Source organism: Paraburkholderia aspalathi, assembly GCF_905220735.1.
Classification (GTDB): Bacteria; Pseudomonadota; Gammaproteobacteria; order Burkholderiales; family Burkholderiaceae; genus Paraburkholderia; species Paraburkholderia aspalathi.
On record NZ_CAJNBA010000012.1, the window covers coordinates 25,841 to 41,943 of the forward strand.

The 16,103-nt window shown below is 62.3% G+C and carries 13 protein-coding genes; 9 read left to right on the plus strand and 4 right to left on the minus strand.

Going from position 1 to position 16,103, the window contains the following annotated elements; all coding sequences use genetic code 11:
• Positions 1-113: 113 nt before the first annotated feature.
• The 6 genes from KHO30_RS35955 (at position 114) to KHO30_RS35980 (ending at position 8,357) form a co-directional block, all read left to right on the plus strand.
• Positions 114-869, plus strand: a complete 756-nt coding sequence (locus KHO30_RS35955) for a DeoR/GlpR family DNA-binding transcription regulator (protein WP_093638836.1) — start codon at positions 114-116, stop codon at positions 867-869.
• A gap of 446 nt (positions 870-1,315) precedes the next feature.
• The gene (locus KHO30_RS35960; protein ID WP_211703763.1) at positions 1,316-4,144 is read left to right on the plus strand and encodes a xanthine dehydrogenase family protein molybdopterin-binding subunit; all 2,829 of its coding nucleotides are present in this window, start codon (positions 1,316-1,318) and stop codon (positions 4,142-4,144) included.
• On the plus strand, positions 4,141-4,881 hold the full coding sequence (locus tag KHO30_RS35965) for a (2Fe-2S)-binding protein (RefSeq protein ID WP_211703764.1): 741 nt from the start codon (positions 4,141-4,143) through the stop codon (positions 4,879-4,881). The genes KHO30_RS35960 and KHO30_RS35965 overlap by 4 nt, the downstream gene beginning before the upstream one ends.
• A complete protein-coding gene (locus KHO30_RS35970; protein WP_244864222.1) occupies positions 4,878-6,140 on the plus strand; it encodes a c-type cytochrome in 1,263 nt (420 codons plus the stop codon). Before KHO30_RS35965 ends, KHO30_RS35970 begins: the two co-directional genes overlap by 4 nt.
• A gap of 280 nt (positions 6,141-6,420) precedes the next feature.
• Positions 6,421-6,837, plus strand: a complete 417-nt coding sequence (locus KHO30_RS35975) for a hypothetical protein (RefSeq protein ID WP_211703765.1) — start codon at positions 6,421-6,423, stop codon at positions 6,835-6,837.
• Between the two features lie 566 nt (positions 6,838-7,403).
• Complete coding sequence (locus KHO30_RS35980; protein ID WP_200619217.1) at positions 7,404-8,357, plus strand: peptidoglycan DD-metalloendopeptidase family protein; 954 nt, start codon at positions 7,404-7,406, stop codon at positions 8,355-8,357.
• 169 nt (positions 8,358-8,526) lie between these two features.
• On the opposite strand, the gene KHO30_RS35985 is transcribed toward KHO30_RS35980, so the two are convergent.
• Together KHO30_RS35985 and KHO30_RS35990 are read right to left on the minus strand one after the other, a co-directional pair.
• Positions 8,527-9,345: an alpha/beta fold hydrolase gene (locus KHO30_RS35985; RefSeq protein WP_211703766.1), complete on the minus strand. Its 819-nt coding sequence runs from the start codon at positions 9,343-9,345 to the stop codon at positions 8,527-8,529.
• 468 nt (positions 9,346-9,813) lie between these two features.
• Complete coding sequence (locus tag KHO30_RS35990; RefSeq protein ID WP_175051691.1) at positions 9,814-10,212, minus strand: hypothetical protein; 399 nt, start codon at positions 10,210-10,212, stop codon at positions 9,814-9,816.
• A 348-nt stretch (positions 10,213-10,560) separates the two neighbouring features.
• Between KHO30_RS35990 and KHO30_RS35995 the strand changes: the two genes are divergently transcribed.
• Genes KHO30_RS35995 through KHO30_RS36005 form a run of 3 tightly spaced genes read left to right on the plus strand, consistent with a single transcriptional unit; the run spans position 10,561 to position 14,542 of the window.
• A complete protein-coding gene (locus tag KHO30_RS35995; RefSeq protein ID WP_211703767.1) occupies positions 10,561-11,016 on the plus strand; it encodes a (2Fe-2S)-binding protein in 456 nt (151 codons plus the stop codon).
• Between the two features lies 1 nt (position 11,017).
• Entirely contained in the window at positions 11,018-13,252 is a 2,235-nt protein-coding gene (locus KHO30_RS36000; RefSeq protein WP_211703768.1) for a xanthine dehydrogenase family protein molybdopterin-binding subunit, read from the plus strand.
• Positions 13,253-13,261: 9 nt separating this feature from the next.
• Positions 13,262-14,542, plus strand: a complete 1,281-nt coding sequence (locus KHO30_RS36005; RefSeq protein ID WP_093638596.1) for a c-type cytochrome — start codon at positions 13,262-13,264, stop codon at positions 14,540-14,542.
• An 80-nt stretch (positions 14,543-14,622) separates the two neighbouring features.
• Here KHO30_RS36005 and KHO30_RS36010 read toward each other — a convergent pair whose 3' ends face one another.
• Together KHO30_RS36010 and KHO30_RS36015 are read right to left on the minus strand one after the other, a co-directional pair.
• Positions 14,623-15,279, minus strand: coding sequence for an amino acid ABC transporter permease (locus tag KHO30_RS36010; protein ID WP_211703769.1), 657 nt, complete (start codon positions 15,277-15,279; stop codon positions 14,623-14,625).
• Between the two features lie 2 nt (positions 15,280-15,281).
• Positions 15,282-16,037 carry an amino acid ABC transporter permease gene (locus tag KHO30_RS36015; RefSeq protein ID WP_093638605.1) on the minus strand — a complete coding sequence of 252 codons (756 nt, stop codon included), beginning with the start codon at positions 16,035-16,037 and terminating at the stop codon, positions 15,282-15,284.
• Positions 16,038-16,103 lie beyond the last annotated feature (66 nt).

Sequence of the window (16,103 nt, forward strand, 5' to 3'; positions counted from 1 at the left end):
CTGTTCCATTGGGAAACGCGGTCTGCACCGCATGCAATTTATGGTATCGTGCAATATCGTGCAAAAACAAGAATTTTCGTGCAAATTGCCAAAATGCTTCCGGGATGACCACCGTGCTCACGTCGCAAAGAAAACAGTTGATCCTTGACGCGCTCAAGCGTGACGGGCAGGTGATCGCCAGGACCTTGAGCGTCGAGTTCGACGTCTCGGAGGACACCATCCGCCGCGATCTGCGCGAGCTCGCCGCCGAGGGGCAGCTTCAGCGCGTGCATGGCGGCGCCTTGCCGGCGTCGCCGGCGGCGGTGGATTTTGCCGGGCGCGAGCGCATCGAATCGGCGTCGAAAGCGGCGATCGGCCGGGCGGCGGCGGGCATGATCGCGCGCGGGCAGATTGCGTTCATCGACGGCGGCACGACGGCCGTGCAACTGGCGCGTCACTTGCCGCGCGATTTGCGGGCGACGATCGTCACGCACAGCCCGAGCATCGCCGTCGAACTGGCCGAGCACGCCGAGCTCGAGGTCATCATGATCGGCGGGCGTCTGTTCCGGCATTCAATGGTCAACGTGGGCGCGGCGGCCATCGAATCGCTCAGCCACATTCGCGCCGACTTCTACTTCATGGGCGTCACGGGTGTGCATCCGCAAGCGGGCCTGAGCACCGGGGATATGGAGGAGGCCTACGTGAAGCGCGCGCTCGCGGAACATGCGGCGGAAACCGTGGTGCTGGCGTCGGCGGAAAAACTCAATGCGGCGTCGGCGTACAAGATCGCGGACGTGTCGGCGGCCAGCACGATCGTCGTCGAGCGGAACACGCCGGAGGTGCTGACCACGCCGTTCGAAGCATTGGGGATCACGATTCTGCGCGCTTAGTTAAGTACGTTTTAGTAAGTACGCTCGCGACAAAATAGCGGCCATCGTTGATCAGCGACAGATAACAGAAAGTGCAATAAACCCACTGTTATAACGATTCATACCCAATCCGTTATTTGCGAGATAGCTGACAAAAAATGACGCACCGTGCGTCTAAACAGCGAGATAATCCCGGCCCTTGGCCCTCTGTCGGGCAGGGAAAAGGCAACTCACGGTAGTTCAAGGTCAATCAGATCGACTGCGGCAGCCGAAGTGATGGCTACTGCACGTCGCCGGTACGCCCGGGCTCAAGCAAGCGCCCGCGGTTCGAACACCTCCCTCGTGGTTATCGCCGTCCAGCGCAGGTTCGCCACGCGCGAGCAAGCGTGTGGTCTCGCGCGAGACCTGACGTTTTCCACGATCGTCCTGCTCACGAGTTGCCGCTGTGTTCACTAAAGGAGAAGTCCATGGGGAAACTCGACCTTTCGCGTCGTAGTTTTCTGAAGGCCAGCGTGTTGGCGGGTGTGTCGGTGTGTATCGCGCCGATGGGCAGCCGCGCATTTGCTGCGTTGTTCGAAGACAAAATTCTGACGCCGGTTCAGTGGGACGCCGCCGATGGGCAGGCGAAATTCCGCATCGACGGTATCGCCAAAGTGACGGGCTCGAAAGTGTTCGCGCGCGACATCCGCGCCGCCGACATGCCGCACTGGCCGCAGCAGCAATCGCATGCCTTCATCCTGCGTACGACGCAAGCCGACCGCAGCTATGAAGGCTTTGACCTGTCGCTGCTCGGCGACGATCTGAAACCCGACCGCGTGGTGACGGCGGCCGATCTGGTGCGCGACGGCCTGATCTTCCCGGCCTTCTACGGCGACGACATGTTGCTGCCGCCGGGCAAGACGCCCGCGTATCTCGGCCAGGCGGTCGCGATCCTGATCTATCACGACTTCGCGCGCTTCCGCTTCGCAAAAGACAAGCTCAAGTTCCAGGATCAGATCATCCGTTACGGTGCGCAAACCGGGCCGCTCGAGCGCGATCCGTGGGGCACGTTCCGTTTCGTGCGCGTCGGCGGCAAGACGCCGTATGACGACGATATCTTCTCCAGTCTGAAAGACGCGCCGGTGTTCCCGAGCATGATGCGCAAGCACCAGCCGGTGTGGCCGGACGGCGTCGAACACGGCAAGCTCGACGAGCAGGGCATGTTCCACGCCGGTCAAATCCAGCAGGAACTGGATCATCCGTCGGCGGACTGGCTCGTCATGGAGCGCGAGTACAACACGCAGTCGATCGACACGGCCGCGCTCGAACCCGACAACGCGAACTGCTGGTACGACGCGGCGACGCAATCGCTGCACATGGTCGTGCCGACCCAGGCGCCGTCCGAAGTTGCCGACAGCGCGGCCGGCATGGTCGCGAAGTGCGCGTTTCCGGTGAAGAACCTGTTCATTCACCCGTGCTACACGGTGGGCTACGGTTCGAAGGATCACTTCAACGTGCCGTTTTACGGCCTCGTCTGCGCGATGTATGCGGACGGCCGCCCGGTGCGTCTTGCGAACGATCGCTACGAGCAGTTCCAGACGTCGTTGAAACGCCATGCGTTCAAGATGAACTACCGGATCGCCGTCGATAAGAACACCGGTCTGATGCAGTCGTTCAAGGCCGCGATGGAAGCGGACGGCGGCGGGCGGTGCAACTTCTCGCCGTCGGTGGCGATGGTCGGCGCGACGGCTGCGCAATCGATCTATTACTTCCCGAAGAACGATCTCTCGGCGGTGGCGATTGCTTCGCGCGCGATCGACGCTGGTTCGGCACGCGGTTACGGCACGCTGCAAAGCATGGCCGCGACCGAAATGATGGTCGACGAAATCGCCGCGCAGCTGAAACTCGATCCGATCGACTTCCGCCTGAAAAACGCGTTGCGTTCGGGCATGAAGAACACCCAGGGCGCGGTACCCGCAGGCGCGATTCGCGTCGACGACGTGTTGCAGAAGGCGAAGGTTCACCCGTTGTGGGTGAATCGCGTGAAGCGTAAGGCCGAGTTCGAAGCCGCGCATCCGGGCAAGCGCTATGGCGTCGGTTTTGCGTGCGTGCAAAAGGACTTCGGTACGGGCGCGGAAACCTCGTTCGCCAAGGTCGAGTTCAGCGCCGACGGCAAGATCGGTTTGCAACACACGGCAGCCGAAATCGGCACCGGCATGTCGACCTCGCAGGCGATCGCGGTCGCGAAGTGGCTCGGCAAGCCGGCCACCGACGTGCATGTCGCGATCACCGATTGGCCCGATCTGCCGGTCGTCACGAGTGGCGATCCGTACATGATGTCGCAAGCGGACCAGGACAAGCTGGCCGCGAATCCGCGCTGGTCGCCGGGTTATGCGTCGCCGTCGAGCGCGACGAATTCGGCGTTCTATTTCACGCACAGCACGCGCGAAGCGGCACGCGTCGTCTTCGCGCACGGTCTGTGGCCGGCGGCGATGGCGATCTGGAGCCAGGGTGGCGGCGGTGGTCAAGCCGCGCCGCTGGTGGTGCGCATGGAGGACGCGCGGTGGGTCGACGGCAAGCTGTCCGCAGCGGGGCTCGAAGCGTTGCCGTTCGAACAGCTCGCGAAGAAGGCACACGAGTTGGGTCTGGTCACCGGCGCGACGGTGCATGTGTTCAATCGCTGGCAATGGACCGAGTCGGACTTCGAGATCGACGGCAATGTCGAGCGCCTGCCGCTCGATGGGCTTGCGCTGAGATATGGCGACAACGCTTCGGCCGATAAAAAGAAACTGCAAACCACGCCGAACCATTACCGCGTGCTCGATCGTCAGCGCGTGTTCATACCGCCGGTTCAGCGCAACAACGCGGCCGTGACGTATTACAGCGCGGTCGGCACGCTGGTCGAGTTGTCGGTGCATGAAGCGAGCGGCAAGGTGGATCTACTCGCCCATCACTCGATCATGGAGTGCGGCAATCAGCTCTCGCCGCAACTTGTGTCGGGCCAGCTGCAAGGCGGCCTTGCGATGGGCATCGGTCACGCATTGCACGAGCATCTGCCGCTCTATGAAGACGGTCCTGGCAACGGCACCTGGAACTTCAATCGCTATCACTTGCCGCGCGCGACTGATGTCGCCGTCTGGACCCAGACCGGCGAAGTGCTGCCGCCGCTCACCGAGACCGACCCGCCGAAGGGCATCGCCGAAGTGGTGATGATCCCGGTGGTCGGCGCCATCGTGAACGGTATCGCGCACGCGATCGGACATCGATTTACCGACCTGCCGGTCACCCCGCAACGTATTCAGGAGGTGCTCGCATGACGGCCCCTACTCAAACTTCCGCTAGTGCTGCGAGCGCCGCTGTTGCCTCGAGCACCGTTTCTGGCGCTTCCGCTTCCGCCGCAGCTACCGTGGCCTCCGGTCCCGCGGGCGCTGTTTCTGGTGCTTCTGGTGCCACGGGCGTTGCTGCCGCCGCGCCGGCCGCAACCGTAGTCGAGCGTCCGTTGACGCATTTCCGCACGCTGCCGGTGTCGGTCAAGGTGAACGGCGAGATCGTCGGCCCGACCGACGTGCCTGCCGGTCTGATGATGATCGACTTCCTGCACGAGTATCTGCACCTGACCGGCTCGCGACTCGGCTGCGGCCAGGGCATCTGCCACGCGTGCGTCGTGATCGTCGACAAGCCGGACGGCACCAGCGAAGAAGTGCGCACCTGCATCACGGGCGCGAATTTCTTTCATGGCAAAACCATCCGCACGATCGAAGGCCACGCGAAGCGCAACGAGGCAGGCGAGGTCGTCGAACTGTCGCCGATCCAGCAGAAGTTTCTCGAACACTTCAGTTTTCAGTGCGGTTACTGTACGCCCGGTTTCGTCAATGCGGCGACCGTGCTGATCGAACGTCTGAAGCGTCAGCCGATTGCCAAAGACAAGGTCGAGCAAACCATCACCGAGGCGCTGAACGACCATATCTGCCGCTGCACGGGCTACGTGCGCTACTACGAAGCCGTGAAGGAGGTTGTGATGACCACGCCTGGCCTCGTAAAGGACGCGGCATGATGACTCCCGCGATGAATGTGCGTCGCGCGTTGCTGCTGCTCGGCACGGCCGCTTTGCTAAGCGCTTGCGGCAAACAGGACGACTCCGCCGCAGCGATGCAGGCCGCTGCCGCAATGGGTCCGCAATCCACCGCCGCCGATCCGCTCGCGCGCGGCCGTTACCTCGTAAAAGCCGCCGATTGCGCGGCCTGCCACACCACGTCGGATGGTGCGCCGTTCGCCGGCGGCGTGAAGCTGGCCTCGCCGTTCGGCACCTTCTACGGCACCAACATCACGCCGGACAAGGACCACGGCATCGGCAACTGGAGCGCGGACGATCTCTACAAGGCGCTGCACGACGGCGTCACACCGACGAAGCAGTTGTATCCGGCCATGCCGTACACGTCCTACCGCCAGTTGTCGCGCGCGGATAGCGATGCGATCTACGCATACCTGATGGCGCAGAAGCCGGCGGCCGTGGCGAACCACGAGCCCGAGTTGTCGTTCCCGTTCAACATGCGCTTTGGCGTGCGCTTCTGGAACTGGGTGTTCCTGAAGGACACGTTGCCGGATGCGTCGAAAGGGCAGTCCGCAGATTGGAATCGCGGACGCTATCTGGCGAGCGCACTCGGCCATTGCGCCGAATGTCATACGCCGCGCGGCAAGTTCGGCCAACTCGACGGCGCCAAATCGCTAACGGGCGCGGCGCTCGGCAGGATCGCCGCACCGGACATCACGCCGCATGGTTTGGCAGCACGTGGCTGGACCGCCGCGGACCTGCAGACATTCTTCGCCACGGGCATTGCGCCGCAAGGCTCGGCTTTCGGCGAGATGTATCCGGTGGTGCATCTGAGCAGTCAGTACATGACGCATGACGATCTGCGCGCGATGTCGACGTATCTGCTCGGCGATCAGGGGCCGGCGCCGCAACCATTGCAATCGGTCTCCGCCGATGCCGCGCAACTCGAGGCGGGGCGCAATGTGTATCTCGCGGTGTGTGCGGGCTGTCACGGACTGAGCGGCGAGGGCAAGCCGCACGTCGCGGTGCCGATGCACGGCAACTCGACAGTGCGTCAAAGCGATGCGCACAACCTGATCGTGGCGATGCTCGACGGCATCGGAGCGCAGGATTTCCCGGGCCTCGAGCGGATGCAGGAGATGCCGGGCTTCGCCACGCAACTCAGCGACACGGAACTCGCGCAGCTTGCTAACTATCTGCGTGCGACGTACGGCGGCCAACCCGCCGACGTGACGGCCGATGCGGTGAAGGCGTTGCGTTAAAGCATGCCATGCGTTGGGCGCTGGAAATGAAGCGCTAATCGTTATGTAAGAAAGAGCCGGTGCCGATATGGGCACCGGTTTTTTTATGTGCTGGCCACCAGGCCACCAAACCGCCAGGCTAACGATTGACGTCTTCTCACGCCAATCCTTGTGTCTCCCGCGAATGGCGCGCAATGAACTCGCGCCTAATGGTCTGCTCAAACGGTATCGCGTCGTTGCTGTCTGGCGGCGCGCAGTACGTTTCGCCGTAGACCGATTCGATGTCCTTCACGGAGACTTCATGAGCAATCTCGAAACGCAGGTTCTTCCTCATCATAGTGACCCTCATTCGGTGGGCGCGCCGCTGGCTTGCGTACAGGGTACGATCAGCAAGGTTTTCCTCAGCCCGGAATTTCACCACGCCGCCGAACATCAGCAATTCGTCATCAAGATCGACAGTGTCGTGAAGTTCGACGGCGGCACGCAGAACCTCGTCGGTACCGAAGTATTCGTTGCCGTGCGGTACGGCGACAGCGAAGGGCTCGCGCAGGAAATTCCTGGTTTGCAGGTCGGCCAGCCAATCGAGGCGCAAGGCGAATACATCGCCCAGGCCAGCGCCTATCCCACCGCCGATAACAACAACCCCGTTCTGCCGGTGCTGCATTTCACGCATCATCCGGTCGGTTTCGTGTTGTACCAAGGTCATACCTACAGCTAGGTCAGGCCAGTCGCTGCGGCCGGGCGGACGCACGTCTGTCCGGCCGCTCGCCTGCGCATTTCCCCATCTTCGCTTCCCGTCTCGCGTACCGGCAATTCAAGTTTTTGCAGCGTTCTGCCGATAAGCAAGCGTTATCGTCCGTTCGTCGGGTGGTGCGGCCGTTTACGGGTCTTCGCGATCATGCGCGTTGAGACGCGAGGCCGGCACCGCGCGTGAGGACTGGTTGTGGACGCAGCCGTGTCTGCATCACCGTACGTAAGGTTTGTATCTGTTTGTGTGGACCGGGACGTTTTTTGCAAAACGCACTTTACAATTCCGCGTGAATTTTAATCGGCAATCTGGCCCTTTTCGCGGAAGATCGGCTGTTTTCGGGCATCCGGCGTCTGGGCATTCAGCATCTGGGCATCCAGTAAGGCGAAAGGGATTGGGTTGGACGGCAGGGCACGGGTGGGCGCCGCACGAGGCGGCCTCGCTGTGTCGCGGCAGAAAGCAGCGCTTCGTCAGAATGCGCGCATCGCACGCGACAGGGCAGCATCCGGCTCGCCAATAAAAAGCAGGAGTCGAACATGTTGGGAAAGCGTTTCGACAGAACAATGATGGCCAGTCTGGCTGGCGTGTGGGTCGCGCTGGCGGTCAGCGGTTGTGCGAATGTGGGACAGCAGGACGCGCAAACTGGCGCGGCATCGGGCGCATCGGCTGCGTCCGGTGTGCCGGCAGCGGCTGCCGCGCCGGCCTCCGGTGCGCTTGCAGGTTCGTCGGTCCAGTCGGCCGCCGACGACGGCACGCCGCTTAAGAAGTCGCCGCCGTTGGTGTATCGCGTCAAGCGTGGCGACACGTTGGCGCGCATCGCGCAGCATCATCATTGCAGTGTCAGGCAGTTACAGGCGTGGAACGGGCTCAAGCCGTCCTCGCGATTGAAGCTTGGTCAGGTGCTACACGTCGCATCGCCGGAAACGGTGCGGGCAGCCAATGCGGCAGCCGCCGCTGCGAAGGCTGCGGCGGTGTCCGCGCCAGCTGCTCCGCTTGCCGCGCAGCAGGCGCCGGCGGCAACCACTTCGCAGACAACGGCGCAGTCCGCTACGCCATCAGCCGCGCCTAGCGCCGCCGAGGCACGCGAAGTCGCGCAGCAAACTTCGCGGCATGCGAACGGCGTGTCGCTGGCATGGCCTGCAGGTGGCCGTGTAGTCGAAGCATTCCAGCCGGGCGAAACACGCGGCATCGAAATCGGCGGCAAGCCCGGCGATCCGGTGCGGGCCGCGGCCGACGGCAAGGTGATGTACGCCGGCACCGGTTTGAACAGTTACGGCAGTCTGATCATCGTTCAGCACAACAAGGACTTTTTGACCGCGTACTCGCATAACCGCAAGCTACTGGTCAAAATCGGCGACATCGTGCGGCAAGGCCAGCAGATTGCCGAGATGGGCGATGAGAACAACTCGCGCGTCTCGGTCGGCTTCGAGTTGCGCCGCGACGGCAAGCCGGTTGATCCGATGCCGTATTTGCCGCAAGGGCGCGGTTAGGCGCGCCTAAGAATCAGCCGGCGATTTTTCGCCAACACCAAACAAGCAGCGATCCCGGCCAGTCATTTGCCGGGATCGCTGCTTCGTCACATCCTCGCATTCGGGTCCTCCGGGTCCTCCGGGTCCACTACCGGGCAGATCAGACCGGCCACCCATAACGCGCCTTCCTTCAATCGAACCAGCGCAGCGCCGCTGCAACGATCGCTTCGGGCGCATCTTCCTGCACCAGATGACCGGCCTTGGGCACCGCCTGAAAGCGTGCCTCGGGTATGACTGCCGCCAGTTGCCGGCCGCGTTCGAGCGGAATCCATTGGTCGTCTTCGCCCCACAGGATTTGCGTCGGGCAACGCATCTGCGAATAACGTGTTTCGACCGCATCGGTATAGCGCTGATCCATCTGGGCGATCTGGCGGTAGAACGCGGCTTGTCCCGTTGCGTCGAGCCACGGCGTCACATAAGGCGCGAGTTCTTCGTCCGGAATATCGCGAGCAATCGCGCCGCGCACGTACGCCTTCACGACCGCTTCGTGGATATACGGCGGTAGCCCGGCGAACGCCGCGCCGTGTTCGCGCACGTGCTGCACGAACGGCGAACCCCATGGCGCGACTGCCACCGGATCGATCAGCGTGAGGCTGCGATAGTCGCACCCATCAATGAGATGCGCGCGCAAGGAAGTTGCACCGCCGAAATCGTGCGCGATGATGTCCGGATTCGTCAGGTCCCAATGCGCGAGCAATTCCGCCAGCAGCACGTTCTGTACGCCGAGCGAGACGTCCTGAGCGTCGCGTTGCTCGGATTGGCCGTAGCCAAGCAGATCGTAGTAATACACTGTGCGTACTTGCGCGAGATGCGGGGCGATGCGATGCCACACATACGAAGAAAACGGTGTGCCATGAACCAGCACCAGCGGCGGGCCATTGCCGGTCACGCGAAAACGCACGGTTTGATCACGGAACGTATAGCTTTCAGGAAGCGGCCAGTTTTGCATGATGATGAGCGTCGCGAGAAAGTCTGCTTACCTTAGCAGGGTGCTCCGAAGCGCGCTGACCGGCTTTTCGTAGCATGCTCCGAGTGCCTCCCGCAAAAGCTCACCTTTGTTTTATTCAGCAAAGCCAGGCAAATTGAAAAGATTGTGACTCACGGCGTTGCTGGATTGAACGGTGGGTGACGCGGATATAGCGCACTGTTACGAAACGCGCATAAATCACCTTGAAACAAGGTATTTTTGTGTTGGCTGGATTCGGGAAGCCTGGTAATCGTCGAGGACGCGTCGATTCGGTATTCAACGAAACGACGCGTGATTGACCAGAATGTGCGCGCAGCAATGGTGAGCGAATTCGGGAGCCGAAGCCGCAATCAATACCGGATGGCGCGCTGCTGCGTTCCACCCCAGCGACAACCTTCGGCTAACACCAACGAAGCCCAACGAGCCCCAGACGAAGTAACGCGCCGCCGGCTACTTTGCTTCAGCGCCACGCAGCAATTGCGAAACCTGGCCGTGGTGATGCAGGATCGCCGGGTCGACTTGCAGGAGCGGCAAGTAGCGCGGCAGGAATGCGTTGTTGGGCTGGTCGGGAGAAAAGAGGCCGGAGACGGCTTCGGCTGCGGCGAGCCGATCGGCGGCGTCCGCTTCTTTGTCGTCGAGAATCTCGTCGACGTTGGCAATGACCGTGGAGAGCGGCGTGAGCCAGCGGAACGCCGAACCGTTAATGAGCACCTGCAGGAAGGCCGCCGGGGTCACAGGGCCGAATTCCTTTTCGTACGCCGCGCGCTCGTGATCGAGAATCGATTTATGCAGCGCCAGTAGCGGTTTGCGAATTTCCGAGAGGAATTGAATGCATTGCTGGTCGTTCATCTTGCCGCTCCTTCGGATAGTCAAACTAATGCCGCAATGGTAACGCATTGATTTGAATCTCGTTTCACTTCCGGCAAGCGCCGCCGCGAAGTCCTTTTCGCCGTGTGAATGCGCACGCGGACATGTCACGTTGTCGGCGAACTTCTTTATCCACGGCTACAATTTCCGGGTCCCTTCCAGTGCAAGCGTGCTGCGCATCATTTACTGTACTCATTAACCCGCAATTGAACAGTGGCCGCATGACGTATTAGCACGGCGTGTCGAATAAACACGGCAAGTCTTTGCGTTTTGGTTCGACGTCTCTGTCTAAACAGCCTGACAAACAATAAACCCCACCCGGAGCCGCCCATGACAACGTTCAACATTAACGGCCAGACTCATACCGTCGACGCACCCCCCGACATGCCCCTCCTGTGGGTCTTGCGCGACCTCGTCGGCTTGACCGGCACCAAGTTCGGTTGTGGTATCGCTCAATGCGGCGCGTGCACCGTGCATCTCGATGGCGTCGCGGTGCGCTCGTGCGTGCTGCCGGCAGCGGCCGTCGGCGATAAGAAAATCACCACCATCGAAGCGGTCGGCAGCACGCCGGCCGGGCAGAAGGTGCAGCAGGCGTGGCGTCAGCTGGACGTCGTGCAATGCGGCTACTGTCAGTCCGGGCAGGTGATGTCGGCGGCTTCGCTAATCGCGAGCAACTCCAATCCAAGCGATGCGGATATCGACGCTGCCATGGCCGGCAACATCTGCCGCTGTGGGACGTACAACCGCATCCGCGCGGCGATCAAGCAAGCCGCGAAGGGAGCCTGACATGTCCCAGGGATTGCTCGATTCACAAAACGACGCGCAACCGCCGAAAGGCGGCATCTCGCGCCGCACCTTCCTCAAATTCGGCGTCACGGTAAGCGCGGCAACCGGCGGCGGCTTGCTGCTCGGCTTCAGCATGCCGGCCGTCAGTCAGGACCAGAAGGCCGGCAAATCAGTAATCGGCGGCGATGGCGATGAAGCGCCACAAAGCGGCGTGTTCGCGCCGAACGCTTTCATCCAGATCGACACCGCGGGCAAGGTCACGCTGGTGATCCCGAAGGTCGAAATGGGGCAAGGCGTCTACACATCGATCCCGATGCTGATCGCCGAAGAGCTCGAAGTGCCGCTCGATTCGGTCACGCTCGACCACGCGCCGCCGAACGAAAAGCTCTTCATGGATCCGCTGCTCGGCGGCCAGCTCACCGGCGGCTCGACGTCGATCCGCTATGCCTGGGAGCCGATGCGCCGGGCTGGCGCGACTGCACGCACCGTCTTGATCAGCGCCGCCGCGCAGCAATGGCAAGTCGATCCGGCGAGCTGTCATGCAGAAGCCGGGCAGGTGATTCATGCGGCGAGCAATCGCAGCATCGGCTACGGCCAGCTGGTGACGGCCGCAGCCAAACTGCCCGTGCCGCAGAACGTCAAGTTGAAAGATCCGAAAGACTTCAAGGTGATCGGCACTGCGGTGAAGCGCCTCGATTCACCCGAGAAGGTCGACGGCACGGCGATGTTCGGACTGGACGTGCGCGTGCCGGACATGGTCTACGCGGCCATCGCGAACTGCCCGGTGTTCGGCGGCACGCTCGCGAGCGTCGACGATACCAACGCGAAGAAGATTCCCGGCGTGCGCCAGGTCGTCAAAGTGGATAACGCGGTCGCCGTGATCGGCGATCACACGTGGGCCGCCAAACGCGGTTTGCAGGCGCTCGATATCAAATGGAACGAAGGCGCGGGCGCGCAGATCGGGATGAGGCAGATCGTCGACGATCTCGCCAAGGCTGCGCAGCAAAACGGTGCGGTGGCGCGTAAAGACGGCGACGTAAACAACGCGTTTTCAAACGCGAAGACGCGCGTCGACGCCGTGTATCAGCAGCCGTTCCTCGCGCACGCCACGATGGAGCCGATCAACTGCACGGTGCACGTGCGGCCCGACGGCTGCGATGTCTGGCTCGGCTCGCAGGTGCCGACGCGGGTGGTGGACGCCGCGGTTGCCGTCACCGGTTTGCCGGCTGACAAGATCGTCGTGCACAACCATCTGATTGGCGGCGGCTTCGGCCGGCGGCTCGAGTTCGACATGGTCACGCAGGCGGTCAAGATCGGCAAGCAGGTGTCGACGCCGGTGAAGGTTGTCTGGACGCGCGAAGAAGACATCCAGCACGACATGTACCGGCCGTATTACTACGACAAGATCTCCGCCGGCCTCGACGCGAACGGCAAGCCGATCGCGTGGCAGCACCGGATTGTCGGCTCGTCGATCCTGGCGCGTTTCGCGCCGCCCGCGTTCAAGAATGGTATCGACCCGGATGCGGTGGAAGTCGCCTCGGATCTGCCGTACGACTTGCCGAATCAGCTGATCGACTATGTGCGCCAGGAACCGCATGCAGTACCGACGGCGTTCTGGCGCGGCGTGGGGCCGACGCGCGGCACCTTCGTGGTCGAGAGTTTCATCGACGAGCTCGCCACTCAGGCGAAAATCGATCCGGTGAAATATCGCCAGGATCTGCTGGGCAAAACGCCACGCGCGCTGAACGTGCTCAATACGGCCACGCAGGCGGCGAACTGGGGCAGCGCGGTGCCGAAGGGGCAGGGGCGCGGCGTGTCGGTGATGCATGCGTTCGGCAGCTTCTTTTCGATGGTGGTCGACGTTGCGGTCGATCAGGGCGAGGTGGCCGTCAAGCGGGTCGTGTGCGCGGTCGATTGCGGGATGGTGGTGAATCCGAACACGATCGAAGCGCAGGTACAGGGCGGCATCATCTTCGGCATCACGGCGGCGCTCTACAGCGAGATCACGATCAAGGACGGTCGCGTGGAGCAGAACAACTTCACCGACTACCGGATGCTGCGCATCGATCAGGCACCGCCGATCGAGGTGCATATCGTGAAGAGCAGCGAGGCGCCTGGCGGCATCGGCGAACCGGGTACGGCGGCGCTCGCGCCGGCTTTGACGAACGCGATTTTTGCGGCGACCGGCAAGCGGCTGCGGCAATTGCCGGTCGGCAGTCAACTACAAACCGCCTGAGAGCCCAACATGAAAAACACACTCAAGGGTTTCGGTGCAGCGCTGTGTGTGGCGTTGCCGTTCCTCACCCAAGCTCCGGTACAAGCGGCGGATCAGGCACTGGTGCAACGCGGCGCCTATCTTGCGAAGGTGGGCGATTGTGTCGCTTGCCATACGGCGCCGAAAGGCAAACCGTTTGCGGGCGGCCTGCCGATGACCACGCCGATGGGCCAGATCTACACCACCAACATCACGCCGGATCAGCAAACCGGCATCGGCAGTTACACGGAAGAGGACTTTGCGAAAGCGATGCGCGAAGGCGTCGCGAAAGACGGGCACAACCTGTATCCGGCGATGCCGTATCCGTCGTATGCGAAGGTCAACGACGACGACATGAAAGCGCTGTATGCGTACTTCATGAGCGGCGTCGCGCCGGTGTTGCAGGCGAATCGCGAGCCGGACATCAAATGGCCCTTGAACATGCGCTGGCCGTTGAAGTTCTGGAACATGGTGTTCCTGGAGAAGGGCGCCTATCAGGACAAGCCGGGCAAGGATGTCGCGTGGAATCGTGGCGCGTATCTGATTCAGGGCCTGGGGCATTGCGGCTCGTGTCATACGCCGCGCGGCATCGCGTTCCAGGAGAAGGCGCTGGACGAAAGCGGCAGCGCGTTCCTGACGGGCGGCGTGCTCGACGGCTGGTTCGCCGCGAACCTGACGGGCGAGCACAACGTCGGCCTCGGTCGCTGGAACGATCAGGATCTGCAGGCGTTCCTGAAGACCGGCGCCAATCGCCATGCGTCGGCATTCGGTTCGATGACCAGTGTGATCAACAACAGCACGCAGGGCATGAACGACACCGACATCGCCGCGATGTCCACCTACCTGAAATCGCTACCGCCGGCGGGCGGCAGTGGCTCGCCGCCTTATACGTACGATCCACAAGCGACGAAGGTATCGCTGAACCGTCCCGCGAACGATGCCGGTGCGCGTGTTTATACGGCGTATTGCATGCACTGCCATGGTGTCGACGGACGCGGCTTTGCGCCAATGCTCGCGCCGTTGGCTGGGAATCCGAACGTGCTGGAGAAGGACTCGTCCTCGCTGATCAATGTGACGCTGAACGGTACGGAGGATCTGGTGATCGGCGGCATTCCCGCGCCGTATCCGATGCCGAAGTACGCACCGGTGCTCAACGACCAGCAGATCGCCGATGTGCTGACCTTCGTGCGAGCCGGGTGGAATAACGGTGGGTCGCCTGTCACGGCGGGCGACGTGGCGAAGTTACGGAAGTCGACTCAAGCGGCTCGATAGAAGTATCAGGCTGACAACAAAAAAAACGGCAACCGTGTAAAACGGTTGCCGTTTTTTATAGACCCGCAGAAAAGATAGCGTTAGCGGTGCTGCCCCACCTTCTGCCGCTTCTCCAGCACCCGCGCGTACCAGGTCAACGGGAAACACATCGCGAAGTAAATCATCGCGACCATGCCGTAGATCGGGAACGGGCGGAATGCTGCGTTGGTGATCATCGTGCCGGTCTTGGTCAATTCCGTGAAGCCGATGATCGAGGCGAGCGCCGTGCTCTTCACCACCTGCACGAGGAAGCCGACCGTCGGCGCCACGGCGATCTTCAGCGCCTGCGGCCAGATGATGTAGCGCAGTTGCTGGCTGAACGTCATGCCCAGACTCGCGCCCGCGGCCCATTGACCACGCGGTACGGCTTCCACGCAGCCGCGCCAGATATCGACCAGATACGCGCTGGTATAAAGCGTCAGCGTGACGATTGCCGCGACCCAGGGCGAGACATCCACACCCAGCAAGGGCAGGCCGAAGAACGCCAGAAACAGCTGCATTAGCAGCGGCGTGCCTTGGAACACTTCCACATACACCACCACGATTCGCCGCAGCCACGGTAACGGCGACACGCGCATCGCGAGCAGGATCAGCCCGACAATGCCACCACCGACAAACGCGATCAGCGACAACAACACCGTCCAGCGGGCGGCGAGCAACAGATTGCGGGCGATGTCCCACAGCGTGAATTCGACCATGATCAGCGCTCCGTCGGCAAAGTGCGGGCGGCGGTGCGCCACATCAGGCGGGTGCGCCAGTTACGCGGCGCGCTGTCGCTGCTGCCGCCGCGAGCGACGCGGCCCGCGAAGAGGCCACGGCCGAGCCGGTTCATGAGTTGCCGCAATACGATCGACAACACCAGATACGTCGCGGTGATGATCACGTAGCTCTCGAACGAGCGGAAATTGCGCGACTGGATGAAGTTGGCCGCATAGGTCAGATCGGGCACCGAAATCTGCGAGACCACCGCCGAACCGAGCATCACGATCAACACCTGGCTCAGCAGCGCGGGAAACACGTTGGCGACCGCCTGCGGCAGCACGACGTAGCGAAATACTTGCCGTCCATGCAGGCCGAGCGCTTGCGCCGCCTGCACCTGACCGCGCGGAATCGAGTCAATACCGGCGCGCACGATTTCGATTGCGTACGCGCCGAGATTGACGGTCATCGCCAGAATCGCGGCCTGCACCTCGTCGATATGAATGCCGAGGCTCGGCAGGCCAAAAAAGATGAAGAACAACTGCACGATGAAGGGCGTATTGCGGATCAACTCGACGTAAGTCGCGACGACCCAGCGCGCCCACTTCGGCCCGGCCACGGCGATGCTCGCGCCGCCAATACCGACGAGACCGCCGAGGACGGTGGACACGGCGGTCAGCCCCAGCGTGACGGCGACGCCGCGCGCGAGCAGTCCCGCATAGAGGCCGAAGCCGCTGAAATCGAACGCATAAGTCATAGCGTGGCGCTCATCGTGTGGTCAAACTCCGGCGCGGGCCGGCCTTGCCGGTCCGCGCAATAAAGG

Excerpts from the sequence above, each read along its gene's own strand:
- KHO30_RS35960 (WP_211703763.1), top strand. The coding sequence starts at position 1,316 with ATGGGGAAACTCGACCTTTCGCGTCGTAGTTTTCTGAAGGCCAGCGTG.
- KHO30_RS35965 (WP_211703764.1), top strand. The coding sequence starts at position 4,141 with ATGACGGCCCCTACTCAAACTTCCGCTAGTGCTGCGAGCGCCGCTGTT.
- KHO30_RS35970 (WP_244864222.1), top strand. The coding sequence starts at position 4,878 with ATGATGACTCCCGCGATGAATGTGCGTCGCGCGTTGCTGCTGCTCGGC.
- KHO30_RS35975 (WP_211703765.1), top strand. The coding sequence starts at position 6,421 with ATGAGCAATCTCGAAACGCAGGTTCTTCCTCATCATAGTGACCCTCAT.
- KHO30_RS35980 (WP_200619217.1), top strand. The coding sequence starts at position 7,404 with ATGTTGGGAAAGCGTTTCGACAGAACAATGATGGCCAGTCTGGCTGGC.
- KHO30_RS35985 (WP_211703766.1), bottom strand. The coding sequence starts at position 9,345 with ATGCAAAACTGGCCGCTTCCTGAAAGCTATACGTTCCGTGATCAAACC.
- KHO30_RS35990 (WP_175051691.1), bottom strand. The coding sequence starts at position 10,212 with ATGAACGACCAGCAATGCATTCAATTCCTCTCGGAAATTCGCAAACCG.
- KHO30_RS35995 (WP_211703767.1), top strand. The coding sequence starts at position 10,561 with ATGACAACGTTCAACATTAACGGCCAGACTCATACCGTCGACGCACCC.
- KHO30_RS36000 (WP_211703768.1), top strand. The coding sequence starts at position 11,018 with ATGTCCCAGGGATTGCTCGATTCACAAAACGACGCGCAACCGCCGAAA.
- KHO30_RS36005 (WP_093638596.1), top strand. The coding sequence starts at position 13,262 with ATGAAAAACACACTCAAGGGTTTCGGTGCAGCGCTGTGTGTGGCGTTG.
- KHO30_RS36010 (WP_211703769.1), bottom strand. The coding sequence starts at position 15,279 with ATGGTCGAATTCACGCTGTGGGACATCGCCCGCAATCTGTTGCTCGCC.
- KHO30_RS36015 (WP_093638605.1), bottom strand. The coding sequence starts at position 16,037 with ATGACTTATGCGTTCGATTTCAGCGGCTTCGGCCTCTATGCGGGACTG.